Genomic DNA, 25,279 nt, shown 5'->3' on the forward strand with positions numbered 1-25,279 from the left:
ATTTCCGAGAAACTCGTTTAGCTTCAACCGCTTAACTCGCTGCGATCTCTCGTAGCGGGAGGCGAATCATACAGCGTTACAACCTGCTGTCAACCACCTTTTTTCACCGCTGCCGATCGTGAGACCGAAACGCTTCCGGAGCTTTCGAATTGCTTAACTCATTGATTTTCAAGGAGTTTTGCGTTCCGTTGTCGCTGGAAGTGGGGCGCATTATAAGGGGATCTGAAACCCCGTCAACCTTTAATTTCAGGAAATTGAAATACAGGAGAACGACCGGCTAAAGACGGCAAGACAGCCACCCCACGCTCAGGCCGCCCTCTTACGCCCTCCCGCAAACCTGGGCACTCGCTTCGCCACCGCCGGAATTCGCAGCACCATCAGCAACACCCCTACCCCTGCATAGATGGCCCACTCCTTCAAATCTGAACGCACGATCCACAAGAAATGCAGCAACCCCAACCCAAGAATCACATACACCAGCTTGTGCAGCTTCTTCCAACGCGCCCCTAGCCGCCTCTGACTGTAGCGATTGGAGGTGACCGCCAACGCCAGCAACCCAAGGAAACCCAACGCGCCGACAATGATGTACGGCCGCTTGCGCAGCTCAACCCCCAGCTGCCCCCAATCCAGGCCCAGGATGAAAACCATATAAGAAGTCATGTGCAGCACTATATAAGCAAAGCTCCACAACCCCAGCTGCCGGCGCACTACGATCCAGCCCGACCACCCTGTCAATTTCTGCAGTGGCGTCATGCTCAAGGTAATCAATAGAAAGACCAACGCCCCCAGCCCAAGCCGATCCACCAGGATCTTGCCCGGGTCTGGATCGAGCAGCCCCGTCGCCGCCTGATACAGCCACCAGGCAGGAAACAGGCAGCCGAGTACAAAGATCGCCAATCGCAACCAGGGATAACGCATCAATAGTTCTTCCGCAGATCGAGCCCGGTGTACAACGACGCCACCTCATCGGCATAGCCATTGAACATCTGCGTCTCCCGCACATTGGGGCTGAACAGCCCGCTGGGCAAACGCCGCTCACGGGCCTGGGTCCAGCGCGGGTGATCGACCGTCGGGTTGACGTTGGCATAGAAGCCATACTCATCCGGCGCCAGCCCCTGCCAGGTGGTGTGCGGTTGCTCCGCCACCAGGCTGATGCGCACGATCGACTTGATGCTCTTGAAGCCATACTTCCACGGCACCACCAGGCGCAGCGGCGCGCCGTTCTGGTTAGCCAGCTCCCGGCCGTACATGCCCACAGCCAGGATCGCCAACGGGTTCATCGCCTCGTCCAGGCGCAGCCCTTCTACATAGGGCCAGTTGATCAGGGCAAAACCGGAGCGCTGCCCGGGCATGCTCTTCGGGTCCTGCAGCGTTTCGAAACGGATATAGCGCGCCTTGGAAGTAGGCTCGACCTGCTTGAGCACTTGCGCCAAAGGAAAGCCCAACCACGGAATGACCATCGACCAGGCCTCTACGCAGCGCAGCCGATAAATGCGCTCCTCGAGCTGATAAGGCTTGACGAAGTCTTCCAGCGCATAGCGCCCGGGCTTTGCCACCTCGCCATCGACCACCAGGCTCCAAGGCTCGGTCTTCAGGCTGCCCGCATTGGCTGCCGGGTCGCCCTTGTCGGGCCCGAACTCATAGAAGTTGTTGTAGTGCGTGGCGTCCTTGAACGGCGTGATGGCCTCATCCTTCACGGTGACTGCCTGCCAGCGCGTGGCAGCCAGCTTTTCGGTGAACCACGCAGGCGCTGCTGTGACTGCGGCATCGGCATAACGCGACGGCTCCGCGGCCATCCCCAAACGCGGCAAAGCGCCCAGGGCCATGCCTGCCAAGGTGCCACCCAGCATGCTGCGACGGGAAAGGTAAATGTGTTCGGGGGTGACCTGTGCCGACGTGCAGTCGGATGATCGGGGGAGTTTGATGAGCATGACGGCTCCACAGTACGGGCAACTGATGTACCCGTAAGACTATGGAGCCGGCAGGTTATTCCACGATTAAATCTTCATGAGGTTTTACGACGACCGCGCAGCAGGTACTGCAGCGGGCCGGAAACCGCGTAAGCGAGGAAGATCAGCAGCAGGATGCGGGGTGGGTCGCTGAACACTACGGCGAACACCAGCACCACGGCCAGGATCGCAACAAAGGGCACACGCCCCTTGAGATCCAGCTCCTTGAAGCTGTTGTACTTGATGTTGCTGACCATCAGCATGCCGGCAGCGGCTACCAGCAATGCCACCAGGAACGACAGCTTGGAACCCTGGATACCGAAATCGCTGAACGCCCACACCGTACCAGCCACAACACCAGCCGCGGCCGGGCTGGCCAAGCCGATGAAGTAGCGCTTGTCGGCGGTACCGACCTGGGTGTTGAAACGCGCCAGGCGCAGTGCAGCACCGGCCACATAGATGAAGGCGACCATCCAGCCGACCTTGCCCATGTCGCCCAGTGCCCAGCCGAAGGCCAACAAGGCCGGCGCCACGCCGAAGGCGACCATGTCCGACAGCGAGTCGTACTCGGCACCGAAGGCGCTCTGGGTGTTGGTCATGCGCGCTACACGGCCATCGAGGCCGTCGAGCACCATGGCGACGAAGATCGCGATGGCGGCGAAGGCGAAGTACTTGCTCGCTTCGCGTGGATCACCAGCGCTCAGCGCGCTCTGCGCACTCATCGAACTGATGATGGAATAAAAGCCGGCAAACAGGTTGGCAGTGGTGAACAGGTTGGGCAGCAGGTAGATGCCGCGGTGACGGACCTTGCGGCCTTCGGCGTCATGCCCTTCTTCGACATGCTCATCGATCGGTAGCAGGCTTTCGGCGTCGGAGGGCTTGTTCGGCTCTTCGGGACGTTCGCTCATGAAAAGTACCTTGCAACGGGGGTGGAATATGTTCGACACGGGCTCGCGAAACGGGTTCTGACGGCGAGCCACTGGTCGCTTTATACCAGAAGCCGGCCGCGCAAACGAAAAAACGCGGCCGAAGCCGCGTTTTTCATTTAGCCAAGCAAGACTTAGTTCTTGCTCTTGTCGACGATCTTGTTGGCCGAGATCCACGGCATCATCGAACGCAGTTGCTCGCCGATGATTTCGATACCGTGGGCGGCGTTGTTACGGCGCTTGGCGGTCATCGATGGGTAGTTGGTGGCACCTTCGCTGATGAACATCTTCGCGTATTCACCGTCCTGGATGCGCTTCAGAGCGTTGCGCATGGCCTTGCGGGATTCTTCGTTGATGACTTCAGGGCCGGTGACGTACTCACCGTACTCGGCGTTGTTGGAGATCGAGTAGTTCATGTTGGCGATACCGCCTTCGTACATGAGGTCAACGATCAGCTTCAGCTCGTGCAAGCACTCGAAGTAGGCCATTTCCGGGGCGTAGCCCGCTTCGACCAGGGTTTCGAAACCAGCTTTGACCAGCTCGACGGTACCGCCGCACAGAACGGCCTGCTCACCGAACAGGTCGGTTTCGGTCTCGTCCTTGAAGGTGGTTTCGATGATGCCGGTACGGCCGCCGCCCACGCCCGAAGCGTAGGACAGGGCGACGTTCTTGGCGTTGCCCGAAGCGTCCTGGTAGATAGCGATCAGGTCAGGGATGCCGCCGCCTTTGACGAACTCGGAGCGAACGGTGTGGCCTGGGGCTTTCGGCGCGATCATGATCACGTCGAGGTCGGCACGCGGAACAACCTGGTTGTAGTGGATCGAGAAGCCGTGGGAGAAGGCCAGGGTAGCGCCCTTCTTGATGTTCGGCTCGATTTCGTTCTTGTACAGAGCGCCCTGGAACTCGTCCGGGGTCAGGATCATGACCAGGTCAGCCGCAGCGACAGCGGTAGCAACGTCAGCAACTTTCAGGCCGTGGGCTTCAGCCTTGGCAACGGTGGCCGAACCTTTACGCAGACCGACGGTGACGTCTACACCGGAGTCCTTCAGGTTGCACGCCTGAGCGTGGCCCTGGGAGCCGTAACCGATGATGGCGACTTTCTTGCCCTGGATGATGGAAAGGTCGCAGTCTTTATCGTAGAAAACTTTCATGAAATACCCCTGGTTATATCTCGGCCCCTGCGGAGCCATCGCTAATTTTTGAAGTTAGATGCTGAGCACTTTGTCGCCACGGGCAATGCCGGTGACGCCACTGCGCACGGTTTCGAGAATCGATGCGGTGCCGATGGCCTGGATGAAGCTGTCCAGTTTGTCGCTGGTGCCGCTCAGCTGCACGGTGTACACGCTGGCGGTCACATCGACGATCTGGCCACGGAAGATATCCGTGGTGCGCTTGATCTCGGCGCGCTGGGCACCGGTGGCCTTGACCTTGACCAGCATCAGCTCGCGCTCGATGTGAGCGCTTTCCGACAGGTCGACCAGCTTGACCACTTCGACCAGCTTGTTCAGGTTCTTGGTGATCTGTTCGATCACTTCATCATGGCCGACGGTGGTCAACGTCAGGCGCGACAGGGTCGGGTCTTCGGTCGGAGCCACGGTCAGGCTTTCGATGTTGTAGTTGCGCTGGGAGAACAGGCCGACCACGCGAGACAAGGCACCGGGTTCGTTTTCCAGCAGCAGGGAAATGATGTGCCGCATATCAGGTACGCTCCGTCTTGCTCAGCCACATGTCACGCATCGAGCCATCCTTGATCTGCATCGGATAGACGTGCTCGGTACGGTCGATCGCGATGTCGATGAAGACCAGCCGGTCCTTCATGGCAAACGCTTCTTCCAGCTTCGGCTTGAGGTCCTTAAGGCTGGTGATGCGGATACCCACATGACCATAGGCCTCGGCCAGCTTGACGAAGTCAGGCAGCGACTCGACATAGGAATGCGAGTGGCGACCGTTGTAAGCCATGTCCTGCCACTGGCGGACCATGCCCAACACACCGTTGTTCATGTTGACGATCTTCACCGGCAGGCCGTACTGCATGCAGGTGGACAGCTCCTGGATGTTCATCTGGATGCTGCCTTCGCCAGTGACGCAGGCCACGTCATGATCCGGGAAGTTGAGCTTGATGCCCATGGCCGCCGGGAAACCGAAGCCCATGGTGCCCAGGCCACCGGAGTTGATCCAGCGGTTGGGTTTGTTGAAGCGGTAGTACTGCGCCGCGAACATCTGGTGCTGGCCCACGTCGGAGGTGACGAAGGCATCGCCCTTGGTCACTTCGCACAGCGTCTCGATGACCTGCTGCGGTTTGATGACGTTGCCGTCGCCCTTGTCGTAAGGGAACAGGCCACCGTCGCCACGCCATTCGTCGATCTGCTTCCACCAGGCATCCAGCGCCGCCTTGTCCGGCTGCTCGCCGATTTCCTTGAGGATGCCGAGCATTTCGTTGAGCACGCTTTCGACCGGGCCGACGATCGGCACGTCGGCCTTGATCATCTTCGAGATCGACGCCGGGTCGATGTCGATATGGATGATCTTGGCGTTCGGGCAGAACTTGGCCGGGCCGTTGACCACGCGGTCGTCAAAACGCACGCCGACGGCGAAGATCACATCGGCATTGTGCATCGCCAGGTTGGCGGTGTAGCTGCCGTGCATGCCGAGCATGCCGAGGAACTGGCGGTCGGTACCCGGGAAGCCACCGAGGCCCATGAGGGTATTGGTGACCGGCAGGTTCAGCGACTTGGCGATTTCGGTGAGGGCTTCGGAGCCACCGCCGAGGATGACGCCACCGCCGGAGTAGACGATCGGGCGCTTGGCCGCCAGGAGCATTTCGGCTGCCTTGCGGATCTGGCCGGAGTGACCACGTACAGCCGGGCTATACGAGCGCAGTTTGACCTTTTTCGGGTAGATGTACTCGAACTTCTCAGCCGGGTTGGTCATATCTTTTGGAATGTCGACCACGACCGGGCCGGGACGGCCGGATTGCGCAAGATAGAAAGCTTTTTTCAGAACTTCCGGGATTTCCGAAGCATGCTTGACCATGAAGCTGTGCTTCACGATCGGCCGGGAAATGCCGATCATGTCGGTTTCCTGGAAGGCATCGGTGCCGACCATGGTGCTGGGCACCTGGCCAGACAGGATGACCATCGGAATGGAATCCATGTAAGCGGTGGCAATGCCGGTGATGGCATTGGTCGCACCTGGGCCGGAAGTCACCAGTACCACGCCGGCCTTGCCGGTGGCACGGGCGTAACCGTCCGCCATATGGGTGGCAGCCTGTTCGTGACGGACCAGGATGTGCTGGACTTCCGGTTCCTTGAACAGAGCATCGTAAACATGAAGGAGAGCACCGCCAGGGTACCCGTAGATGTGCTTAACGCCCTCGTCACGCAAGAAGCGGACGACCATCTCAGCGCCAGATAAAAGCTCCACGTTGTTCACCTCTAAAACGCCAGAATACCGTCCTCACTGGACGGGTCTTATTAGGTTTACTGCCAAGCAGAGCATGAGCGAACGTCAGCACTGACTGAGCAAGTATTGGGAATGCCCTGGTGTGTTGCGGGCTTTCCCACCCAGCGCGAGGTAACGCGTTGCGGGGTGTTACAAGTCGGCGCGGGTGTGCGCCTCATGATCTGCTTAGCGGGTCTGCTTCTGGCAGTCCCTCTACAGCGGAATCTGGATTCTTGTGATTTGGCGCCAACAAGTCAAGAAAAATTATTGCCAATTTTTCCGTAAGATGAATCGCCAGCACCACTAAAAAGGCGAGCAGCAGCAGAACAATAAAGATTTCCATAAAAAAGGGCCACAATCTGCGGCCCTTAAAGGAAAAAGAGAAGAAATCAGGCGGAAGGCGCGATCAATTGATCGAATTCTGCCAACAGCCGCCGTAACACGCGGCTTTGTTCCGGGCGATCGACAAACACCGTCTCGGCCATCACCAGGATGCCCGAGGCGCTCGGCAACGCCAGCCCATGTTCCAGGATCAGCTTCATGCGTGGCAGGAAGATCCACTGCAGCCACTGCTCGAAGCTCATGCTGTCCACCGCGAACGGCACTGTGCTGGCCAGCATCTCGTCGCTGGGCGTATCAGCGCTCCACCAGCCCTGCACCTTGAGCTCTTGCTCGATCAGCAGCAGATGGTCGGCGATATCGAGAATGCGCTGTTCCATCACAGGTTGACCCGCGCCTTCTGCCGCGCCAGCGCAGCACCGGCGCTGTCGCCCTGCTTCTCGCGGGCCTGGGCGATGGTGTTCCACAACTGAGCCTGAAGGTCTGGGCGGCCGTTGGCGTAGGTCAGCGCGCGACGGGCCAGTTGCTCGGACTGCGCCGCGTCACCTTGCGACAGGCGCACCTGGGCCAGGCGGAACAGCACCTGCGGCTCGCGCGGGGCGATGCGCTGGGCACGCTCCAGGCTCGAAGCGGCGCCGTTGAAGTCACCACTGCCCTGCTGCTGCTGGGCAGTGGTCAGCAGCGCCAACACCGGGCCATCGAGTTGCTCGTCGGCGGACAGGCCACCGCTGTTGGCGCGCGGGATGCCGGTCGGCGCCTGGGTGACCGCCGGAGGATTGCTCATCGAGGCGATGTCGAACGGCTCATCGGCCACCGGGTTGGGGTTGCTGGTGATGGGGCCGGTGCTGATCGGGCCCGGGGTGATCGGGCCGCTGCTGACCGGGCCCGGCGTGATCGGCCCGGTGCTGATCGGCGCGCCGCCGGTCCCTTGCGGGATCATCACGGTGACGCCGCCGTCTTCGGGCAACGACTGGGCCTGGCTGCTGCCGCCACTGGTCGGGTAGGCCGAAGTGCGCTTGGCCTGGACCCGCTCACTGTTGGAAACCCGGGTGCTCGAATCCACCACCGGGATGTTGCCACGCGGGACGCTGGAGCAGCCTTGCAGCACGGCTACCGCGGTCAAGGCAGGAATCCACCACTTCTTCACTTCACACCCTCTTCAAAAGCTCGTGCTCAATTCATCCACCCCTTGACCCAGTCCATGACCTGCTCGGCCGGGTTCTGTTCGCCACCACAGGTGGCGCCAGCGGGCGGTTCGCTGCCGCGAATATACGGCATCTGCACCGCTCCCGGACAGCTACCGTCGGAACCCTGGCCACTGTAAGGGTCGATCCAGGCCTGCACCACGTTGTCGGGTTGCGGCATGTCCAGCGGCAGCGGGTCGGCCTTCTTCATGAAGCTGGTCCACACCTGCAGCGCGCCGGTGGCACCGGTGAACGGCGTCTTGCCGTTGTCGTCGCGGCCCAGCCAGACCACGGCCAGCAAGTCCTGGCTGAAGCCGGAGAACCAACTGTCGCGCGAGTCGTTACTGGTGCCGGTCTTGCCCGCCAGCGTCAGCGAGCTGGGCAGCACGCTATACACCGAACGCCCGGTACCTTCACGCATTACCCGCTGCATGGCGTTCTGCACCAGATAAATGGAGCCGGGGTCGAAGGTTTGCTGGATCTGGAACGGGTAGCGCTTGAGCGGCTCGCCTTCGGCGGTGAGCACGCTGCGAATGCCGCGCATCGGTGTGTTGAAGCCACCGTTGGCGATGGTCTGGTACATGGTCGCAACCTGCATCGGCGACATGCCGCCAGCGCCCAGCAGCATCGACGGGAACGCCGGCCAGTCGACCTGCACGCCCAGGCGGCCGATGGTCTTGATCACGTTCGGCACGCCCACTTCCAGGCCGAGCTTGGCGGTCGACAGGTTGTAGGAGTTGGCCAGGCCCTGGTACAGGTAGATGGTGCCATGCGGACGGCGATCGTAGTTCTGCGGGCGCCACACTTGGCCGTCGGCGCCTTTGACCGAGAACGGCTCGTCCTGCACCCGGGTGGTCAGGCTGTACTTGCTCGGTTGCTCAAGCGCGGTGAGGTAGACCGCCGGCTTGACCAGCGAGCCGATCGGCCGCACCGCGTCGATGGCACGGTTGAAGCCGGCAAAGCCCGATTGACGGCTGCCGATCAGCGCCTGCACCTCGCCGGTTTCCGGGTTGGTGACGACCATCGCCGACTCGACCTCGTCGGCACCCTTGCGCCCGGCCAAGCGCTTGAACGTCTCGCTCATGGCGGTTTCGGCCTTCATCTGCAGGATCGGGTCGAAACTGGTGAAGATGCGCAGGCCTTCTTCGGTCAAGTCTTCGTCGCGGTAGTCCTGGCGCAGCTGGCGCTTGACCAGGTCGAGGAACGCCGGGAACGAGCTGTCGGCCAGGCTGCCGCGCTTGGTCACGCCCAGCGGCATCTTCTTCGCAGCATCGATCACTTCCTGGCTGGCCACGCCCTGCTCGGCCAGCAGGTCGAGCACCAGGTTGCGGCGCTGCAGGGCGCGCTCGGGGTAACGACGCGGGTTGTAGTAGGACGGCCCCTTGACCATGCCCACCAGCAAGGCAATCTGGTGCAGTTTGAGCTCTTGCAGCGGCTGGCTGAAGAAGAACTGGCTGGCCAGGCCGAAACCGTGCACCGCGCGCTGGCCGTCCTGGCCGACGAATACTTCGTTCAGGTACGCCTCAAGGATCTCGCGCTTGTCGTAGTGCATCTCCAGCAGCACGGCCATCATGGCCTCGGTCAGTTTGCGGCTGAGGCTGCGTTCGTTGGTGAGGAAGAAGTTCTTCACCAACTGCTGGGTCAGGGTACTGCCGCCCTGACGCATGGCGCCCGAGGAAGTGTTCACCCAGATGGCGCGGGCAATGGACTTGGGCGATACGCCAAAGTGGCTGTAGAAATCGCGGTCTTCCGTGGCGATCAGGGTCTCCAGCAGGTACGGCGGTACCTGGTCGATCTTGATCAGGATGCGGTCTTCAAGATTCTTCGGGTAGATGCCGCCGATCATCAGCGGCTCCAGGCGCACCACGTCGAGCTTGCCGCCGTTGGCACCGCTGAGCCCCGCAACGTAATCACCGGAGAAACGCACACGCACGAACTGCGCCGGCTCCATGCCTTCATAGAACTGGAAGCCGCGGGTATTGAGGTCGACGTTGTTACCATTGATCGACGCCGCGCCCGGGCCATTGGCCGCACTCTCGCGACGGTAGCCGAGGGCATCGAGCTCGGTGAGGAAGTCGTTTTTGCTCAGCTTCTGGCCGACGAACAGCTCCAGCGGCCGGGCATACACCTTGGCCGGAATGGTCCAGCGCTTGCCGGAAAACTTCTCCTGCACAGTCGCATCGAGGTAGACCGCAAAACCGGCGATCAGGACAAGGCCGACCAGGCTGAGCTTGAGTGCCCAGCCCAACCAGGCGCGCGCACGGCCGGTCGGCTGCTTTTTAGGGGGGCGGGAATTTCGGGTACGAGTCATGGCGGCGGAGTATACGCACTTTCAAAAAGGGAGGCAGGCGCCCACAGGCGGTTTGCAGGGACGTCACCATTGACCATAATGGCGCCTTCGAATTCCCTGACCCCAAAAGGATCACTTGTGAGCCAAGCCCTGATCAGCGCGCTGCAGAACCCTGCACTTTATCCGCACCCTGTCGAGGGCTTCCAGCTCATCGAAACGCACATTTCCTGGGTCCTGCTCACCGGTGAATTCGCCTACAAGATCAAGAAGCCCATGAATTTCGGCTTCCTCGACTTCACCGGCCTGGATCAGCGTGGGCACTTCTGCAACGAAGAACTGCGCCTGAACCAGCGTCTGACCGATGGCCTGTACCTGGAAGTGCTGCCAATTACCGGCAGCGCCGAAGCCCCGCAACTGGGTGGTGCTGGCACGCCGATCGAGTACGCACTGAAAATGCGCCAGTTCCCCCAGGGCCAGATGCTCAGCACCCTGCAGGCCAACGGTGAGCTGAACGCCGGCCACATCGACCAGATGGCCCGGCAGATTGCCGAGTTCCACCTGCAGGCACCGAAAGTCGCCGTCGAGCACCCGCTGGGCACGCCAGAGGCCGTCATGGCCCCGGTGGAGCAGAACTTCGAGCAGATTCGCCCGTTCCTCAGCGACAAGGCCGACCTGCAGCAGCTCGACAACCTGCAAGCCTGGGCCCAGGACAGCTTCAAACGCCTGCACGGCCTGCTCGAGGCGCGCAAGGCCGACGGTTTCATCCGCGAATGCCACGGTGACATCCACCTGGGCAACGCCACCCTGATCGACGGCAAGGTGGTGATCTTCGACTGCATCGAGTTCAACGAGCCGTTCCGCCTGACCGATGTCTACGCCGATGTCGGCTTCCTCGCCATGGACCTCGAAGACCGCGGCCTCAAGTGCCTGTCGCGGCGCTTCATCAGCCAGTACCTGGAACTGACCGGCGACTACCAGGGCCTGGAGCTGCTGAACTTCTACAAGGCTTACCGCGCCCTGGTACGGGCCAAGGTCGCGCTGTTCAGCATGCCGGCCGACGCCGACGGCGTGCAGCGCGCCACCACCCTGCGCACCTACCGCAACTACGCCAACCTGGCGGAAAGCTACAGCGCCATCCCGTCGCGCCTGCTGGCGATCACCCACGGTGTTTCGGCGGTGGGCAAAAGCCATGTGGCCATGCGCCTGGTCGAAGCGCTGGGCGCGGTGCGCGTGCGCTCCGATGTCGAACGCAAGCGCCTGTTCGGTGAGCAGCAGCAGGCCCAAGCCGGCCAGTTGCAGGCAGGTATCTATGACCAGCAGTCCAGCGCCGCGACCTACCAGCGCCTGCATGCGCTTGCAGAAATTATCCTGCGTGCCGGCTTCCCGGTCGTGCTGGACGCCACTTACCTCAAGCATGACCAGCGCAATGCCGCGGCACAGGTCGCCAGCGAAACCGGCGCACCTTTCCTGATTCTCGACTGCCAGGCCCCCGAGGCCGTCATCGAGAGCTGGCTGGCGCAGCGCCAGGCCGACAAGGCCGACCCTTCGGATGCCACCCTCGAAGTCGTCAAGGCCCAGCAGGCCAGCCGCGAACCGCTCGATGCCGAAGAACAGAAGCACAGCAAGCGCGTCGAGACCCAGGAAAGCGCCAGCATGGACCAGCTGATCGACCAGATCCGCCAGCACCTGCCCGGCCTTTGACCCTCCAGGCGTGAAGCAGTCGACAGTTCACGCCTGAAGTCCGGCGCCCCTTCAGTGATGTCATTACAATGGCATAACACCCCACGAGGAGGCGCCGCCATGAACCAACCCCGGCAGCTGGACAACGTCCTGTACGCCCTGGTCCGCGACGAGAAGATCGCGACCTTCAACCGCGAAAAGCCAACGGACGCCCCCATCGATTTTCGCGGCGGCGATTTTCGTGGCCTGGACCTGCGCAACCTCGACGTGCGTGGCATCGACTTCACCGATGCCTATTTTCGCGCCGCCGACCTGCGCGGCCTGGACCTGCGGGAAACCGGCCTGGAAGGCGCAAGCATCGCCCATGCGCAGATCTCCGGCACCTACTTTCCCAGCGAATTGAGCGCTGACGAGATACTCATGTCACTGAAATTCGGTACGCGCCTGCGCTATCGAACCGCGCGCTGACCCTCGGCCAGGCGCCGCCCCGCACCCCGGGGCGGCAACCGGTCGGGCCCCGATGGCAAAAGGCCGCGCATTTTCCAACCCCCGCTACACTCCTCTCTGACCTGCTCGCGATTTATCCCCAAGACCCGTTCAGCCATCGCAAGGAGGCTCGATGAACGATGAATTGCAGCACCTGAAAAATCTTGGCAAGACCTCCGCGCAATGGCTGCACGCCGTCGGTATCCACAGTGCATCGGACCTTCGTCGCCTGGGCGCGGTGGGTGCCTATCAAGCCGTAAGAACGCGAGGTTTCCGGGCTTCCAAGGTGTTGTTGTACGCCATAGAGGGCGCCCTGCTGGACATGCACTGGAACGATCTGCCGGTTGAACGCAAAGAGGCGCTGAACCAGCAGCTCGACGCGAAGAGCCCTGCACAGAAGATGGAAAAATAAATTGCTGAAAGCCATTGACTCGGTAATGAGAATCGTTATGATTATCACAACTGGTCGCGAGACTGGTTGGGTAACCTGAAAGCCCCTGGTTCGGACTCTCAGATTATCTCCTCATCAGGCTAATCACGGTTATTGACCCGGCACTTTGCCGGGTCTTTTTTTGCCTGCGATTTACTGCGCTTTACGCAACTGGGCGCAATAGTCCTGCTCGGGCAGCGCCGCGGTGTACCAGACAAAATCAGCCATGCCCGGCTCGACCGCCTCCCCCACTTGCGCCAGCAGCAACACCTTGCTGTCGCCTTTGGCTCCCAGGTCTGCCAGGTGCAGGGGCACGCCGAGGTCCTTGCGTGCGTGATAGCTGCCGGCGAACAGCAGCGCAGGTTGCGGCGCGCTCAGCAGGCGTTCGGCAATGCGCCGGTCGCGCTGTTGCTGGACGGCGAGCATGGCCGGCAGCTGGCTATCCGGCAGCAGGTTGCAATGCCCGGCACGCACCTGTTCGCGCAACGCCTGCAACACATTCGCCGCATTGCTGCGCGCGCCCGGCAGGTTCACTGGCTGGTGATAAGCCTGGCGGATCTCGCCGGGGGACAAATTGGCCGAGAGCAGCGGATAAGGTTGCGCCAGGGCTTCCCTCACGATCGGCCCGTAAAACGTCCAGTCCCAGCCATCCTGCCAGGCCAGGGCCTTGGGCAGGTCCTGTGGCAGTGGCCCGCCGCGCTGCAAGGCATCGACCAGCGGCTGCTGTTCGGGCTGGAGCATTTCCAGCAGCAGGCTGCCTTGCGGGCGTCGGCTTTCCAGGGCGCGCAGCAACCAGAGCTGCAGCGCATGGTGATCGGGGTTGTCGTGCTGCTCGCCGACCAGCACCCGAGGTGCATTGGCGAGCTGCTCGACCAGTTGCTCCGGGTTGATCAACCGACCGCTGGCCAGATCACGGATCTGGCCCAGTTGCGCGCTGTCACGGCCCTCGCTGCTTTGCCAGGCCGGCAATGGTGGCAGGCTGGCCTGGCACCCCGCCAAGGCCAGTAGCAGGCAGAACGACAAGAGGTGGCGCATGGCTGAAGCTCCTAGCGAGTGATGATCAACGGATGACCCCGCTCCGGATGCGCCTGCACCAGCACATCGATGCCAAACACTGCCTTGAGTGCCGCCGGGGTCAGTACCGCCTCTGGTGTATCCAGGGCGTGGCAACGCCCCTGTTCCAGCAGCAGGATATGGTCACAGTAGCGGGCCGCCAGGTTCAGGTCATGCAGGATCACCAGCACCGCTGCACCCCGGTCGGCAAAACGGCGTACCGCCTGCAGCGTGGTGTGCTGGTGCAGCGGGTCGAGCATGGACGTGGGCTCGTCGAGCAACAGCGTGGTGCCGGCCTCACCCGGCCACAGCTGGGCCAGCACCCGGGCCAGGTGCACGCGCTGGCGCTCCCCCCCGGAGAGGGCCAGGTAACTGCGCTCGCCCAGGTGCCCGGCATCTGCCGCCTGCAATGCCGCGTCGACGATCTCCCGATCGCGCTGCCGGCCACTGGCATGGGGCAGCCGGCCCAGGCCGACCACCTCTTCGACACTGAAACCGAAACCCAGGCTGGACACCTGCGGCAACACCGCCAGCCGCCGTGCCCGCTCCTGCCCGGGCCAGTCCTCAAGCCCCCGTCCGTCCAGACGCACTCGCCCGGCACTGGGCGCCAGCTCACCGCACAGGGCGCCCAGCAGGCTGCTCTTGCCGGCTCCGTTGGGGCCCAGCACGCCGAGGATCTGCCCCGGGTGCAACTGCAGATGGATATCGTGCAGCACCTCGCTGCTGCCGCGCTTGAGCGACAGGCCTTCGACATCGAGCATCAGTTGCGCCCCTTGACCAGCAAGAACAGGAAGAACGGTGCCCCAATGAAAGCCGTGACGATGCCGATCGGCAGCTCTGCCGGCGCCAGGGCCAGGCGCGCGACCAGGTCGGCGAACAGCAGCAGGGTGCCACCGGCCAGCAGCGATGCCGGCAACAACACACGGTGATCCGGCCCCGCCAGCAGGCGCACCAGATGCGGCACCACCAGGCCGATGAAACCGATCAGGCCTGCCGCCGCCACCGCCGCGCCGACACCCAGCGCGGTGCAGAACACCAGCTCACGTTTCAGCGCTTCCACTTCAACACCGAGGTGGCGGGCCTCCGACTCGCCCAGCAGCAAGGCATTGAGCGCCTGTGCCCGCCGCGGCAACCACAGCGCCACTGCCACCGCCACCAGCAGCAGCGGCCACAGGCGTTCATAGCTGGCGCCGTTGAGGCTGCCGAGGTTCCAGAACGTCAGGGTCCGCAAGGTCGCGTCATCCGCCAGATAGGTGAACAGCCCGACCGCCGAGCCGCCCAGGGCGGTCATGGCGATACCGGCCAGCAGCATGGTCGCCACATTGGTCTGGCCGTCACGCCGGCCAAGGCGATAGACCATCGCCGTCACCCCCAGGCCGCCGATGAAGGCACACAACGACAACAGGTACGGCGCGAACCACTCGGCTATGCCGCCCAGCCAGCTGCCCCCCACGATCGCCACCGCCGCCCCCAGGGCGGCACCACTGGCGACCCCCACCAGCCCAGGATCGGCCAGCGGGTTGCGGAACAGCCCTTGCATGGCCACCCCCGACAGCGCCAGCACCCCGCCCACCGCCAGCCCCAGCAAGGTGCGCGGCAGGCGGATCTGGCCGAGGATCATTTCTGCCTGCTCGAGCCCCGCACCGCTGATCGGCATGCCGATCAGGCGCAAGCCTGCGCGCAGGGTATCGAACAGCGGCAGGCTGACCGGCCCCAGCGCCAGCGACAGCCAGACCGCCAGCAGGCACAACAGCGCAAGGCCAGTGAACAGCGTGCGTGGCTGGACCCGCTGCCTCATGGGGTGAGGCTGGCCTTGGCGGCCGGGTAGAAGCTGGCGGCCAGCTCATGCAGGGTAGCGGGCAAGCGCGGGCCGAGGCCACCAACCAGCAGCGTCGGGTCGAGCGACAGCAGGCGCTTGTCGCGCACCGCACGCGAGCCGGCCAGGGCCGGGTTTTCCTTGATCAGCGCCTGCAGGGCGGCCTCGCCAGTCAGAGCGCGATCGGAGAACACCACCACGTCCGGGTCCAGCGCGGCCAGGGCCTCCACCGAGAAGTTCTTGTAGCCCTGATGGTCGGCCAGGTTGCGCGCACCGGCCTGACGCAGCAGCCAGTCGCCAGAGGTACCCAGCCCGGCGATCAGTGGCTTGGCCCCGGCGTGCCCGACCAGCAGCAGCACGCCCGGTGCTTTCTGGCTGGCCTGGGCCTGCTTGATCTTGTCTTGCAGCCCTTGCAGTTGGCGGTGGTAGTCACTGGCCAGGGTTGCCGCCTGCTGCTCGCTGCCCAGCAATGCACCCAGGTGCTTGAGGTTCTCGTCCACCGCGACCAGCTCGGCCTTGCTGGAGAACAGCTCGACCCGCACGCCAGCCTTGCGGATCTGCGCCAGCACCGGTGGGGGGCCCATTTCCTCGGTCCCCACCAGCACATCCGGGCGCAGGCTGAGGATGCCTTCGGCCGACAGCTGGCGCTGGTAGCCGATGCTGGGCAATGCCTTGAGCGACTCGGGGTGCTGGCTGGTGGTGTCCACGCCGACCAGCCGCTGCTCCCCACCCAGCGCGCTGATCCATTCGCTCAGTGCGCCACCGGCACTGACCCAGCGCTGCGGCAGTTCGCCGGCCAGCGTCGGAGTAGATAAAAGCAGACCGGCACACAGGGCGATCAGGGCAGCGGGACGGCGCATCATCGAATTCCTTTGCTTGAAGGCGGGCCGCGCGCCTTGTGGCGGGCGGTGGAACTGCGCACCATAGGCAGCCTGGCGCGGCGAATGCGGGCAATTTGATAATTATTCGCATTGAAGCGTCAAGCCATCCCTTGTCACACGGCTTAACAGAAAGCACACTCCATCATGCATTTTCTCTGCGTCTCCACCAGCCTCAGCGAAGGCCAAAGCCGCGCCTTCAGCGTAGCCGGCGTGCCGCTGCTAGGCGTACGTCGCCATGGCCAAGTGTTCATCTACCGCAACCGCTGCCCCCATCGCGGCATTACCCTCAACTGGGCGCCAGACAGCTTCCTCGACGACAGCGCCAGCCTGATCCAGTGCGCCCATCATGGCGCGCAGTTCCTGATCGAGAGTGGCGAGTGCGTGGCCGGCCCGTGCGCGGGCGAGTGGCTGCAAGCCCTGGACTGCCTGGAAGACAGCCAGGGCATCTGGCTTACCGAGTGAGCAGCACCGGCAGCGGCCGGTCGACCACGATCTGCCGTGCGTCCAACCGGGTGCCGTAGGCCAGCACCTCCACCCCATCCGCCACCGCGGCGCGCAGGGCCTGGGCATAGGCGGCGTCAATTTCCTCCGCCGGGCGCACAGCCTCGATGCCGGTGAGGTTCACACAGTACAACTGCACCGCGCGAACACCCTGGCGCGCCAACCCCGCCAGTTCGCGCAGGTGCTTGGCCCCGCGCTGGGTCACCGCATCGGGGAAGGCCGCCACCGGGGTGTCCGGGTAGCCGAGGGTCACGCTCTTGACCTCGACGTAGGCCTTGCTGCCGTCGGCATACTCCAGATAGAAGTCGATGCGGCTGCGCTCCTCACCGTAGGCCACCTCGCGCTTGAGCGTGGTAAAACCGGCCAGCTCGGTGATGGTGCCCGCACGCAGCGCTTCTTCCACCAGTGCGTTGGCCCGCCCGGTGTTGACACAGGCCAGCCGGCCCTGGGGCGTTTCGCTGATTTCCCAGGTGCCGGGCAGCTTGCGCTTCGGGTCGTTGGAGCGGCTGAACCAGACCCGCCCGCCTTCACTCATGCAGTTGAGCATCGAGCCGGTGTTGGGGCAGTGGATGGTCATCTGCTCGCCACTGGCCAGCTCGATGTCGGCCAGGAAGCGCTTGTAGCGGCGCAGCAGGCGCGCCTCTTCCAGTTCGGGGAAAAGCGCCATCAGCCTTGCCAGCTCCGCAGGCCCCGGGCGATGCGCTGCACCGCCTCTTCCAGGCGCGGCAGGCTCTGGGTGTAGGCGAAACGCACATGGTGGCCGGCCTGGTGGCGACCAAAGTCCAGGCCCGGGGTGAAGGCCAGGTGCTCGGTTTCGAGGAAGTGCCGGCAGAAGGCGAAGGCATCGCCACCGAAGGCACTGATGTCGGCATACAGATAGAAGGCGCCCTGGGGCTCGACGGCAATCCCGAAGCCCAGCTCGCGCAGGGCCGGCAGCAGGTAGTCGCGGCGACGGGCGAACTCGGCACGGCGCTCCTCGAGAATCGCCAGTGTCTGCGGCTCGAAGCACGCCAACGCGGCATGCTGGGCCATGCTCGGGGCACTGATGTAGAGGTTCTGTGCCAGCTTTTCCAGGTCGGCCACCGCCGACGGCGGCGCCACCAGCCAGCCAAGGCGCCAGCCGGTCATGCCGAAATATTTGGAAAAGCTGTTCAGGACGAAGGCCTCATCGTCCACTTCCAGCACGCTCGGCGCATCCATGCCATAGGTGAGGCCGTGATAGATCTCGTCCACCACCAGGTGGCCATGGCGCTCGCGGGTTGCCCTGGACAGGCCGGCCAACTGGTCACGGTCGAGCACAGTACCGGTCGGGTTGGCCGGCGAGGCCACCAGCGCGCCGACGGTGTCCTTGTCCCAGTAGCGCTCGACCAGGTCGGCGGTCAGCTGATAGTTCACCTCCGGCCCGACCGGCACCAACTGCGCGCCGCCTTCGACCAGACGCAGGAAGTGGCGGTTGCACGGGTAACCCGGGTCGGCCAGCAGCCAGTGCTTGCCAGGGTCGACCAGCAGGCTGCTGGCCAGCAGCAATGCGCCCGAGCCACCCGGGGTGATGAGCACGCGTTCGGGGTCAAGGTCTACGCCGTAGCGCTGGCCATAGAAGCCGGCGATCGCCTCGCGCAACTGCGGCAGGCCACGGGCGGCGGTGTAGCGGGTATGCCCTGCGGCCAGGGCCGCCTGGCCGGCGGCGACGATCGGCGCGGCGGTGGTGAAGTCCGGCTCGCCGATCTCCAGGTGGATCACGTCATGGCCAGCGGCCTGCAGTTCGTTGGCACGGGCCAGCAGGGCCATGACGTGGAAGGGTTCGATGGCGCGACTGCGCGCACTGTGTGGCTGAGCCATGGGCCTTCTCTCAATTGGGTCTAAACTGGTGATTCCACCTGTACATACCAGCGAACGTGCCGCCCGCGCCGCTGTCAATAGCAGGCATAGGGCGGGGTAGCGCACCCCGTATCTATCTGGTAAGTTCGGCGGCTCGCAGTCGCAGGGCCGGCGGTCGCCGGAGATGGAAGTATCCTGCGCATTGGATCAGATGAGTGAGAGGCGGTCTATTCATGTCCACCCTAGAAAAGCAAAAAGCCAGTCAAACGCTCTATGGCGTCGAGCCGTACAAGGAAACCAAGGGTGAAGAATACATGGGTGCCCCTATGCGGGCCCACTTCACCAAGCTCCTGAACGGCTGGAAGAGTGAGCTCATGGCCAGTGTCGACAAAACCATGGACCACATGAAGGACGAGGCAGCCAACTTCCCCGATCCAGCCGACCGCGCCAGCCAGGAAGAAGAGTTCGCCCTGGAACTGCGCAATCGCGATCGCGAGCGCAAGCTGATCAAGAAAATCGACAAGACCTTGCAACTGATCCAGGACGAAGAATACGGCTGGTGCGAATCCTGCGGCATTGAAATCGGCCTGCGTCGCCTGGAAGCCCGTCCGACTGCGGACCTGTGCTTCGACTGCAAGGAAATCGCCGAGAAAAAGGAAAAGACGGTCGGCAAAGGCTGATCCGAATCCCGAAAAGACGGGGCGTATTGGTTGTGGGAGCGGGCTTGCCCCCACATCAGATACGCCCCGTTTTCATTTATATAGTTCGCACAGCCCATGACCCCAGCCCCCTACATCGGACGCTTCGCCCCCACGCCCAGCGGTTACCTGCACTTCGGCTCGCTGGTCGCCGCCCTCGCCTCCTGGCTCGACGCCCGCGCCGTCAACGGCCGCTGGCTGTTGCGCATGGAGGACACCGACCCGCCACGGGAGATACCCGGTGCCCGCGATGCCATCCTGCAGACCCTTGAACGTTACGGGCTGGAGTCGGATGGCGAGGTGGTTTGCCAGAGCCAGCGCCACGACGCCTATGCTGCCGTCGTCGACCGGCTGTTCAGCATGGGCCTGGCCTATGCCTGCACCTGCTCGCGCAAGCAATTGGAGGGGCATCACGGCATCTACCCGGGCTTTTGCCGCAATGCCGGGCATGCCCGCGAAGGCGCGGCGATACGCTTGCGGGTGCCTGAGCTGATCTACCGCTTCGATGACCGTGTCCAAGGCCTGTTCGAGCAGCACCTGGGGCGCGAAGTGGGCGATTTCGTCATCCAGCGCCGCGACGGGCTGTACGCCTACCAGCTGGCCGTCGTGCTGGACGATGCCTGGCAGGGGGTGACCGATGTCGTGCGCGGCGCCGACCTGCTGGACAACACGCCGCGCCAGCTCTACCTGCAGGAGCTGCTGGGCTTCTCGCAGCCGCGCTACCTGCATATCCCACTGATCGTCCAGCCCGACGGGCACAAGCTGGGCAAGTCGTACCGCTCGCCACCGCTTGATGCAGACCAGGCCACGCCGTTGTTGCTGCGGGCATTGCGGGCGCTGGGGCAGCAGACCGATTTGTCGCTGGAGGGCGCCAGCCCGGCCGAAGTACTTAGCGTGGCGCGCCAGCAGTGGCGGCCGGAAAACATTGCGCGGCAAATGACAGTGCCAGAGGCTGAATTGCGCTGAGGCAGTAGCGGCCCTATCGCGGGGCAAGCCCGCTCCCACGGTGGCGATGTGGTCTGCGTGGGAGCGGGCTTGCCCCGCGATAGGGCCAGCACAAGCGAAACCAAGCTCAAAAGCCCAGTAAATTCAAACCCTTGGCTAACCCTACCGATACCCGCTAGCATCGCCTGCGCCATTTGCACCAATAATAAGTCCAAACCCGCAGCGCCCAACCTTCGAGGCCAGCATGTACATCTATCGTTTGGTCCTGCTTCTGGTCGTGGGGATCTACCTGTTCTCCCCGGCCATCATGGACTGGTGGATCGAGCCGACTGGAGCCTGGTACCGCCCCTACCTGCTCTGGCTGATCCTCATCGTCGTCACTTTCATCCTGCAGAGCCAACGAGATGCCGATGAGCTTTAGCCTGACCCAGATGATCCTGATCAGCGCCGCCTACCTGCTGGTGCTGTTCGGCGTGGCCTGGATCAGCGAACGCGGGCTGATCCCGCGCTCGGTCATCCGCCACCCGCTGACCTACACCCTGTCGCTGGGCGTCTATGCCAGTGCCTGGGCCTTCTATGGCTCGGTGGGGCTGGCCTACCAATATGGCTATGGGTTCCTCGCCTGTTACCTGGGGGTGTCCGGCGCGTTCCTGCTGGCGCCGGTGCTGCTCTACCCGATCCTCAAGATCACCCGCACCTACCAGCTCTCGTCGCTGGCCGACCTGCTGGCGTTCCGTTTCCGCAGCACCTGGGCCGGCGCGCTGACCACCATCTTCATGCTGATCGGCGTGCTGCCATTGCTGGCCCTGCAGATACAGGCGGTGGCCGACTCCATCAGCATCCTCACCGGTGAGCCGGTCAAGGCGCGGGTGGCCTTCGCCTTCTGTGCGCTGATCACCCTCTTCACCATTTTCTTCGGCTCGCGCCATATCGCCACCCGCGAGAAGCACGAGGGCCTGGTGTTCGCCATCGCCTTCGAGTCGGTGATCAAGCTGCTGGCCCTGGGCGGCATCGGCCTTTACGCGTTGTACGGCGTGTTCGGCGGCCCGCACGGGCTGGAAGTGTGGCTGCTGCAGAACCAGACCGCCCTCGCCGCCCTGCACACGCCGTTGCAGGAGGGCCCGTGGCGTACCCTGCTGCTGGTGTTCTTCGCCTCGGCGATCGTCATGCCGCACATGTACCACATGGCCTTCACCGAGAACCTCAGCCCGCGCTCGCTGGTCAGCGCCAGCTGGGGCCTGCCGCTGTTCCTGCTGCTGATGAGCCTGGCCGTGCCGCTGGTGCTGTGGGCCGGCCTGCGCCTGGGCGCCAGCACCAACCCGGAATACTTCACCCTGGGGCTGGGCATCGCCGCCAACAACCAGGCCCTGGCCTTGCTGGCCTACGTTGGCGGGCTGTCGGCCGCCAGCGGGCTGATCATCGTCACCACCCTGGCGCTGTCGGGCATGGCCCTCAACCACCTGGTGCTGCCGCTGTACCAGCCACCGGCCGAAGGCAACATCTACCGCTGGCTGAAGTGGACCCGCCGGGCGCTGATCGTCGCCATCATCACCGCCGGCTTCGTCTTCTACCTGACCCAGAACAACCACCAGAGCCTGGCCAACCTCGGCATCGTCGCCTTCGTCGCCACCCTGCAGTTCCTGCCCGGCGTGCTTTCGGTGCTGTACTGGCCGACCGCCAACCGCCGCGGCTTCATCGCCGGCCTGCTGGCCGGCATGCTGGTGTGGATGGTGACCATGCTGCTGCCGCTGCTGGGCAACCTGCAGGGCTTCTATATTCCGCTGCTGGACATGATCTACGTGCTGGACGACACCAGCTGGCACATGGCGGCCATTGCGTCACTGGCGGCCAACGTCCTGCTGTTCACCCTGATTTCGCTGTTCACCAATGCCAGCAGCGAAGAGGTCAGTGCCGCCGAAGCCTGCGCGGTGGACAACGTGCGCCGCCCGCAACGCCGCGAGCTGCACGCCGCCTCGCCCCAGGAATTCGCCACCCAGCTGGCCAAGCCACTGGGTGCCAAGGCCGCGCAGAAGGAGGTCGAGCAGGCCCTGCGCGACCTCTACCTGCCGTTCGACGAGCGCCGTCCCTACGCCCTGCGTCGCCTGCGCGACCGCATCGAGGCCAACCTCTCCGGCCTGATGGGCCCGAGCGTGGCGCAGGACATGGTGGAGACCTTCCTGCCGTACAAGTCCGGCAACGAAAACTACGTCACCGAAGACATCCACTTCATCGAGAGCCGCCTCGAGGACTACCACTCGCGCCTGACCGGCCTCGCCGCCGAGCTCGACGCCCTGCGCCGCTACCACCGCCAGACCTTGCAGGAACTGCCCATGGGCGTCTGCTCGCTGGCCAAGGACCAGGAGATCCTGATGTGGAACAAGGCGATGGAAGAGCTGACTGGCATCGCCGCCAAGCACGTGGTCGGCTCGCGCCTGGTGACCATCGCCGAGCCTTGGCGCGGCCTGCTGCAGGGCTTCATCAACGTACCCGACGAACACCTGCACAAGCAGCGCCTGGCCCTCGATGGCCAGCCACGCTGGCTCAACCTGCACAAGGCCGCCATCGACGAACCGCTGGCACCGGGCAACAGCGGCCTGGTGCTGCTGGTCGAGGACCTCACCGAAACCCAGGCGCTGGAAGACAAGCTGGTGCACTCCGAGCGCCTGGCCAGCATCGGCCGCCTGGCCGCAGGCGTTGCCCACGAAATCGGCAACCCGATCACCGGCATCGCCTGCCTTGCGCAGAACCTGCGCGAAGAGCGCGAGGGCGATGGCGAGATCATCGAGCTGTCCAGCCAGATCCTCGAACAGACCAAGCGCGTCTCGCGCATCGTCCAGTCACTGATGAGCTTTGCCCATGCCGGCGGCAGCCAGCAGAACAGCGAGGAGCCGGTGTGCCTCGCCGAAGTGGCGCAGGACGCCATTGGTCTGCTGGCGCTGAACCGGCGCAATTTCGAAGTCCAGTTCTTCAACCTCTGCGACCCCGACCACTGGGCCGAGGGCGACCCGCAGCGCCTGGCCCAGGTGCTGATCAACCTGCTGTCCAACGCCCGCGACGCCTCCCCGGCCGGCAGCGCCGTGCGCGTGCGCAGCGAAGTCAGCGATCACACCGTCGACCTGATCGTCGAGGACGAGGGCAGCGGCATCCCGAAAAGCATCATGGACCGCCTGTTCGAACCCTTCTTCACCACCAAGGACCCAGGCGAGGGAACCGGACTGGGGCTCGCTCTGGTCTATTCCATCGTGGAAGAGCATTATGGGCAAATCACCATCGACAGCCCGGCCGACATCGAGCGCCAACGTGGTACCCGGATCCGCGTGACCCTGCCCCGGCATGTCGTAGCGACGTCCCCTGTAATTCGAGACCGTCGAGAGAATTGAATCAATGCCGCACATTCTGATCGTCGAAGACGAAACCATCATCCGTTCGGCCCTGCGCCGCCTGCTCGAACGCAACCAGTACCAGGTCAGCGAAGCCGGCTCGGTGCAGGAAGCCCAGGAACGCTTCAGCATTGCCACCTTTGACCTGATCGTCAGCGACCTGCGCCTGCCCGGCGCCCCGGGCACCGAGCTGATCAAGCTTGGCCAGGGCACGCCGGTGCTGATCATGACCAGCTACGCCAGCCTGCGCTCGGCGGTGGACTCGATGAAAATGGGCGCGGTGGACTACATCGCCAAGCCCTTCGACCACGACGAAATGCTGCAGGCCGTCGCGCGCATCCTGCGCGACCGGCAGAACGCGCCAGCCGCGGCAGCGGTCGCCGAACCACGGGCCACCAATGGCAAGGCCGGCGCGGACAAGTCCAGCCCCGCAGCCGCCAATGGCGAAATCGGCATCATCGGTTCCTGCGCGCCCATGCAGGACCTGTTCGTCAAGATCCGCAAGGTCGCGCCCACCGACTCCAACGTGCTGATCCAGGGCGAGTCGGGCACCGGCAAGGAGCTGGTCGCCCGCGCCCTGCACAATCTTTCGCGCCGGGCCAAGGCGCCGATGATCTCGGTGAACTGCGCGGCGATCCCGGAAACCCTGATCGAATCCGAACTGTTCGGCCACGAAAAAGGCGCGTTCACCGGTGCCAGTGCCGGCCGTGCCGGCCTGGTCGAGGCGGCCGATGGCGGCACCCTGTTCCTCGACGAGATCGGCGAGCTGCCGCTTGAGGCACAAGCCCGCCTGTTGCGTGTGCTGCAGGAAGGCGAGATACGCCGAGTCGGCTCGGTACAGTCGCAAAAGGTCGATGTGCGCCTGATCGCTGCGACCCACCGTGACCTGAAGAACCTGGCCAAGGCCGGCCAGTTCCGTGAAGACCTGTATTACCGCCTGCACGTGATTGCGCTCAAGCTGCCCGCCCTGCGCGAGCGCGGCAGCGACGTCAACGAAATCGCCGACACGTTCCTCGCCCGCCAGAGCGCGCGCATCGGCCGCGACGACCTGCATTTCTCCCACGAAGCCGAGCAGGCCATCCGTCACTACAGCTGGCCGGGCAACGTGCGCGAGCTGGAGAACGCCGTGGAGCGCGCGGTGATCCTGAGCGAGAGCGCGGAGATTTCCGCAGACCTGCTGGGCATCGACATCGAGCTCAGCGACCTCGAAGAGGTCGATGGCCTGGCCCACCTGCCCGCCCTGGTCAGCAACGGTGCCGGCAATGCCAGCCACGAGCCCACCGAAGACCTGTCGCTGGAGGACTACTTCCAGCACTTCGTCCTTGAACACCAGGACCACATGACCGAGACGGAACTGGCGCGCAAGCTGGGCGTGAGCCGCAAGTGCCTGTGGGAGCGTCGCCAGCGCCTGGGCATTCCGCGGCGCAAGAGCAACGCCACCAGCGACAACTGATACAGCGTC

At 63.8% G+C, this 25,279-nt stretch carries 25 protein-coding genes; 9 read left to right on the plus strand and 16 right to left on the minus strand.

All coding sequences use genetic code 11. The annotated features are described in order from the left end of the window. Positions 1 to 306: 306 nt before the first annotated feature. From msrQ to mrcB, 10 genes are all read right to left on the minus strand, one after another. Entirely contained in the window at positions 307 to 918 is a 612-nt protein-coding gene (msrQ, locus tag DM373_RS24180; protein ID WP_110995966.1) for a protein-methionine-sulfoxide reductase heme-binding subunit MsrQ, read from the minus strand. Next, positions 918 to 1,931, minus strand: a complete 1,014-nt coding sequence (msrP, locus tag DM373_RS24185; RefSeq protein WP_110995967.1) for a protein-methionine-sulfoxide reductase catalytic subunit MsrP — start codon at positions 1,929 to 1,931, stop codon at positions 918 to 920. Before msrP ends, msrQ begins: the two co-directional genes overlap by 1 nt. 74 nt (positions 1,932 to 2,005) lie before the next feature. Further along, complete coding sequence (pssA, locus tag DM373_RS24190) at positions 2,006 to 2,857, minus strand: CDP-diacylglycerol--serine O-phosphatidyltransferase (protein WP_110995968.1); 852 nt, start codon at positions 2,855 to 2,857, stop codon at positions 2,006 to 2,008. Positions 2,858 to 3,009: 152 nt separating this feature from the next. Further along, positions 3,010 to 4,026, minus strand: a complete 1,017-nt coding sequence (gene ilvC / locus DM373_RS24195) for a ketol-acid reductoisomerase (RefSeq protein WP_110995969.1) — start codon at positions 4,024 to 4,026, stop codon at positions 3,010 to 3,012. A 54-nt stretch (positions 4,027 to 4,080) separates the two neighbouring features. Continuing rightward, entirely contained in the window at positions 4,081 to 4,572 is a 492-nt protein-coding gene (gene ilvN / locus DM373_RS24200; protein ID WP_003250040.1) for an acetolactate synthase small subunit, read from the minus strand. Position 4,573: 1 nt separating this feature from the next. Further along, positions 4,574 to 6,298 carry an acetolactate synthase 3 large subunit gene (locus DM373_RS24205; RefSeq protein WP_110995998.1) on the minus strand — a complete coding sequence of 575 codons (1,725 nt, stop codon included), beginning with the start codon at positions 6,296 to 6,298 and terminating at the stop codon, positions 4,574 to 4,576. A gap of 193 nt (positions 6,299 to 6,491) precedes the next feature. Beyond that, the gene (locus DM373_RS28850) at positions 6,492 to 6,659 is read right to left on the minus strand and encodes a hypothetical protein (protein WP_157966884.1); all 168 of its coding nucleotides are present in this window, start codon (positions 6,657 to 6,659) and stop codon (positions 6,492 to 6,494) included. A 46-nt stretch (positions 6,660 to 6,705) separates the two neighbouring features. Beyond that, positions 6,706 to 7,038, minus strand: coding sequence for a YqcC family protein (locus DM373_RS24210; protein ID WP_110995970.1), 333 nt, complete (start codon positions 7,036 to 7,038; stop codon positions 6,706 to 6,708). Beyond that, entirely contained in the window at positions 7,035 to 7,802 is a 768-nt protein-coding gene (locus tag DM373_RS24215; protein WP_110995971.1) for a tetratricopeptide repeat protein, read from the minus strand. Before DM373_RS24215 ends, DM373_RS24210 begins: the two co-directional genes overlap by 4 nt. Before the next feature lie 26 nt (positions 7,803 to 7,828). Further along, positions 7,829 to 10,150 (minus strand): penicillin-binding protein 1B, encoded by a 2,322-nt coding sequence (gene mrcB / locus DM373_RS24220; protein WP_110995972.1) that lies wholly within the window; start codon positions 10,148 to 10,150, stop codon positions 7,829 to 7,831. Between the two features lie 117 nt (positions 10,151 to 10,267). On the opposite strand from mrcB, the gene DM373_RS24225 reads away from it, so the two are divergent. The 3 genes from DM373_RS24225 (at position 10,268) to DM373_RS24235 (ending at position 12,707) form a co-directional block, all read left to right on the plus strand. Further along, positions 10,268 to 11,830, plus strand: coding sequence for a bifunctional aminoglycoside phosphotransferase/ATP-binding protein (locus DM373_RS24225; RefSeq protein WP_110995973.1), 1,563 nt, complete (start codon positions 10,268 to 10,270; stop codon positions 11,828 to 11,830). A 99-nt stretch (positions 11,831 to 11,929) separates the two neighbouring features. Beyond that, a complete protein-coding gene (locus DM373_RS24230; RefSeq protein ID WP_110995974.1) occupies positions 11,930 to 12,277 on the plus strand; it encodes a pentapeptide repeat-containing protein in 348 nt (115 codons plus the stop codon). A gap of 151 nt (positions 12,278 to 12,428) precedes the next feature. Continuing rightward, positions 12,429 to 12,707 (plus strand): TfoX/Sxy family protein, encoded by a 279-nt coding sequence (locus DM373_RS24235; RefSeq protein ID WP_110995975.1) that lies wholly within the window; start codon positions 12,429 to 12,431, stop codon positions 12,705 to 12,707. A 171-nt stretch (positions 12,708 to 12,878) separates the two neighbouring features. Here the strand turns inward: DM373_RS24235 and DM373_RS24240 are convergent, their stop codons facing one another. The 4 genes from DM373_RS24240 to DM373_RS24255 are packed head-to-tail and all read right to left on the minus strand — an operon-like array spanning position 12,879 to position 16,457. Continuing rightward, positions 12,879 to 13,760, minus strand: coding sequence for a ChaN family lipoprotein (locus tag DM373_RS24240; RefSeq protein WP_110995976.1), 882 nt, complete (start codon positions 13,758 to 13,760; stop codon positions 12,879 to 12,881). An 11-nt stretch (positions 13,761 to 13,771) separates the two neighbouring features. Next, on the minus strand, positions 13,772 to 14,539 hold the full coding sequence (locus DM373_RS24245; protein ID WP_110995977.1) for a heme ABC transporter ATP-binding protein: 768 nt from the start codon (positions 14,537 to 14,539) through the stop codon (positions 13,772 to 13,774). After that, positions 14,539 to 15,522, minus strand: a complete 984-nt coding sequence (locus DM373_RS24250) for a FecCD family ABC transporter permease (protein ID WP_167409866.1) — start codon at positions 15,520 to 15,522, stop codon at positions 14,539 to 14,541. Before DM373_RS24250 ends, DM373_RS24245 begins: the two co-directional genes overlap by 1 nt. Positions 15,523 to 15,572: 50 nt before the next feature. After that, complete coding sequence (locus DM373_RS24255) at positions 15,573 to 16,457, minus strand: heme/hemin ABC transporter substrate-binding protein (RefSeq protein ID WP_110995979.1); 885 nt, start codon at positions 16,455 to 16,457, stop codon at positions 15,573 to 15,575. A gap of 162 nt (positions 16,458 to 16,619) precedes the next feature. On the opposite strand from DM373_RS24255, the gene DM373_RS24260 reads away from it, so the two are divergent. Continuing rightward, complete coding sequence (locus tag DM373_RS24260; RefSeq protein WP_110995980.1) at positions 16,620 to 16,937, plus strand: Rieske (2Fe-2S) protein; 318 nt, start codon at positions 16,620 to 16,622, stop codon at positions 16,935 to 16,937. Here the strand turns inward: DM373_RS24260 and sfsA are convergent. Then, on the minus strand, positions 16,927 to 17,643 hold the full coding sequence (sfsA, locus tag DM373_RS24265) for a DNA/RNA nuclease SfsA (protein WP_110995981.1): 717 nt from the start codon (positions 17,641 to 17,643) through the stop codon (positions 16,927 to 16,929). The genes DM373_RS24260 and sfsA overlap by 11 nt on opposite strands. Next, positions 17,643 to 18,815, minus strand: coding sequence for a pyridoxal phosphate-dependent aminotransferase (locus DM373_RS24270; RefSeq protein ID WP_110995982.1), 1,173 nt, complete (start codon positions 18,813 to 18,815; stop codon positions 17,643 to 17,645). The genes sfsA and DM373_RS24270 overlap by 1 nt, the downstream gene beginning before the upstream one ends. A gap of 212 nt (positions 18,816 to 19,027) precedes the next feature. Here DM373_RS24270 and dksA point away from each other — a divergent pair, with 212 nt between their 5' ends. The 5 genes from dksA (at position 19,028) to DM373_RS24295 (ending at position 25,270) form a co-directional block, all read left to right on the plus strand. Beyond that, on the plus strand, positions 19,028 to 19,474 hold the full coding sequence (gene dksA / locus DM373_RS24275) for an RNA polymerase-binding protein DksA (protein WP_110995983.1): 447 nt from the start codon (positions 19,028 to 19,030) through the stop codon (positions 19,472 to 19,474). A gap of 96 nt (positions 19,475 to 19,570) precedes the next feature. Then, complete coding sequence (gene gluQRS / locus DM373_RS24280; RefSeq protein WP_110995984.1) at positions 19,571 to 20,458, plus strand: tRNA glutamyl-Q(34) synthetase GluQRS; 888 nt, start codon at positions 19,571 to 19,573, stop codon at positions 20,456 to 20,458. Positions 20,459 to 20,681: 223 nt separating this feature from the next. Beyond that, a complete protein-coding gene (locus DM373_RS24285; RefSeq protein WP_003250005.1) occupies positions 20,682 to 20,858 on the plus strand; it encodes a hypothetical protein in 177 nt (58 codons plus the stop codon). Next, complete coding sequence (locus DM373_RS24290) at positions 20,842 to 23,817, plus strand: sensor histidine kinase (protein ID WP_167409865.1); 2,976 nt, start codon at positions 20,842 to 20,844, stop codon at positions 23,815 to 23,817. The genes DM373_RS24285 and DM373_RS24290 overlap by 17 nt, the downstream gene beginning before the upstream one ends. A 4-nt stretch (positions 23,818 to 23,821) precedes the next feature. Further along, the gene (locus DM373_RS24295) at positions 23,822 to 25,270 is read left to right on the plus strand and encodes a sigma-54-dependent transcriptional regulator (protein ID WP_110995986.1); all 1,449 of its coding nucleotides are present in this window, start codon (positions 23,822 to 23,824) and stop codon (positions 25,268 to 25,270) included. Positions 25,271 to 25,279 lie beyond the last annotated feature (9 nt).

This window comes from Pseudomonas sichuanensis (assembly GCF_003231305.1).
In the GTDB taxonomy this organism is placed as follows: Bacteria; Pseudomonadota; Gammaproteobacteria; order Pseudomonadales; family Pseudomonadaceae; genus Aquipseudomonas; species Aquipseudomonas sichuanensis.

Excerpts from the sequence above, each read along its gene's own strand:
- DM373_RS28850 (WP_157966884.1), bottom strand. The coding sequence starts at position 6,659 with ATGGAAATCTTTATTGTTCTGCTGCTGCTCGCCTTTTTAGTGGTGCTG.
- dksA (WP_110995983.1), top strand. The coding sequence starts at position 19,028 with ATGTCCACCCTAGAAAAGCAAAAAGCCAGTCAAACGCTCTATGGCGTC.
- gluQRS (WP_110995984.1), top strand. The coding sequence starts at position 19,571 with ATGACCCCAGCCCCCTACATCGGACGCTTCGCCCCCACGCCCAGCGGT.
- DM373_RS24290 (WP_167409865.1), top strand. The coding sequence starts at position 20,842 with ATGCCGATGAGCTTTAGCCTGACCCAGATGATCCTGATCAGCGCCGCC.
- DM373_RS24285 (WP_003250005.1), top strand. The coding sequence starts at position 20,682 with ATGTACATCTATCGTTTGGTCCTGCTTCTGGTCGTGGGGATCTACCTG.
- msrP (WP_110995967.1), bottom strand. The coding sequence starts at position 1,931 with ATGCTCATCAAACTCCCCCGATCATCCGACTGCACGTCGGCACAGGTC.
- DM373_RS24295 (WP_110995986.1), top strand. The coding sequence starts at position 23,822 with ATGCCGCACATTCTGATCGTCGAAGACGAAACCATCATCCGTTCGGCC.
- DM373_RS24260 (WP_110995980.1), top strand. The coding sequence starts at position 16,620 with ATGCATTTTCTCTGCGTCTCCACCAGCCTCAGCGAAGGCCAAAGCCGC.
- DM373_RS24255 (WP_110995979.1), bottom strand. The coding sequence starts at position 16,457 with ATGATGCGCCGTCCCGCTGCCCTGATCGCCCTGTGTGCCGGTCTGCTT.
- DM373_RS24235 (WP_110995975.1), top strand. The coding sequence starts at position 12,429 with ATGAACGATGAATTGCAGCACCTGAAAAATCTTGGCAAGACCTCCGCG.
- msrQ (WP_110995966.1), bottom strand. The coding sequence starts at position 918 with ATGCGTTATCCCTGGTTGCGATTGGCGATCTTTGTACTCGGCTGCCTG.
- ilvN (WP_003250040.1), bottom strand. The coding sequence starts at position 4,572 with ATGCGGCACATCATTTCCCTGCTGCTGGAAAACGAACCCGGTGCCTTG.
- sfsA (WP_110995981.1), bottom strand. The coding sequence starts at position 17,643 with ATGGCGCTTTTCCCCGAACTGGAAGAGGCGCGCCTGCTGCGCCGCTAC.
- DM373_RS24230 (WP_110995974.1), top strand. The coding sequence starts at position 11,930 with ATGAACCAACCCCGGCAGCTGGACAACGTCCTGTACGCCCTGGTCCGC.
- mrcB (WP_110995972.1), bottom strand. The coding sequence starts at position 10,150 with ATGACTCGTACCCGAAATTCCCGCCCCCCTAAAAAGCAGCCGACCGGC.
- DM373_RS24240 (WP_110995976.1), bottom strand. The coding sequence starts at position 13,760 with ATGCGCCACCTCTTGTCGTTCTGCCTGCTACTGGCCTTGGCGGGGTGC.
- DM373_RS24270 (WP_110995982.1), bottom strand. The coding sequence starts at position 18,815 with ATGGCTCAGCCACACAGTGCGCGCAGTCGCGCCATCGAACCCTTCCAC.
- DM373_RS24245 (WP_110995977.1), bottom strand. The coding sequence starts at position 14,539 with ATGCTCGATGTCGAAGGCCTGTCGCTCAAGCGCGGCAGCAGCGAGGTG.
- pssA (WP_110995968.1), bottom strand. The coding sequence starts at position 2,857 with ATGAGCGAACGTCCCGAAGAGCCGAACAAGCCCTCCGACGCCGAAAGC.
- ilvC (WP_110995969.1), bottom strand. The coding sequence starts at position 4,026 with ATGAAAGTTTTCTACGATAAAGACTGCGACCTTTCCATCATCCAGGGC.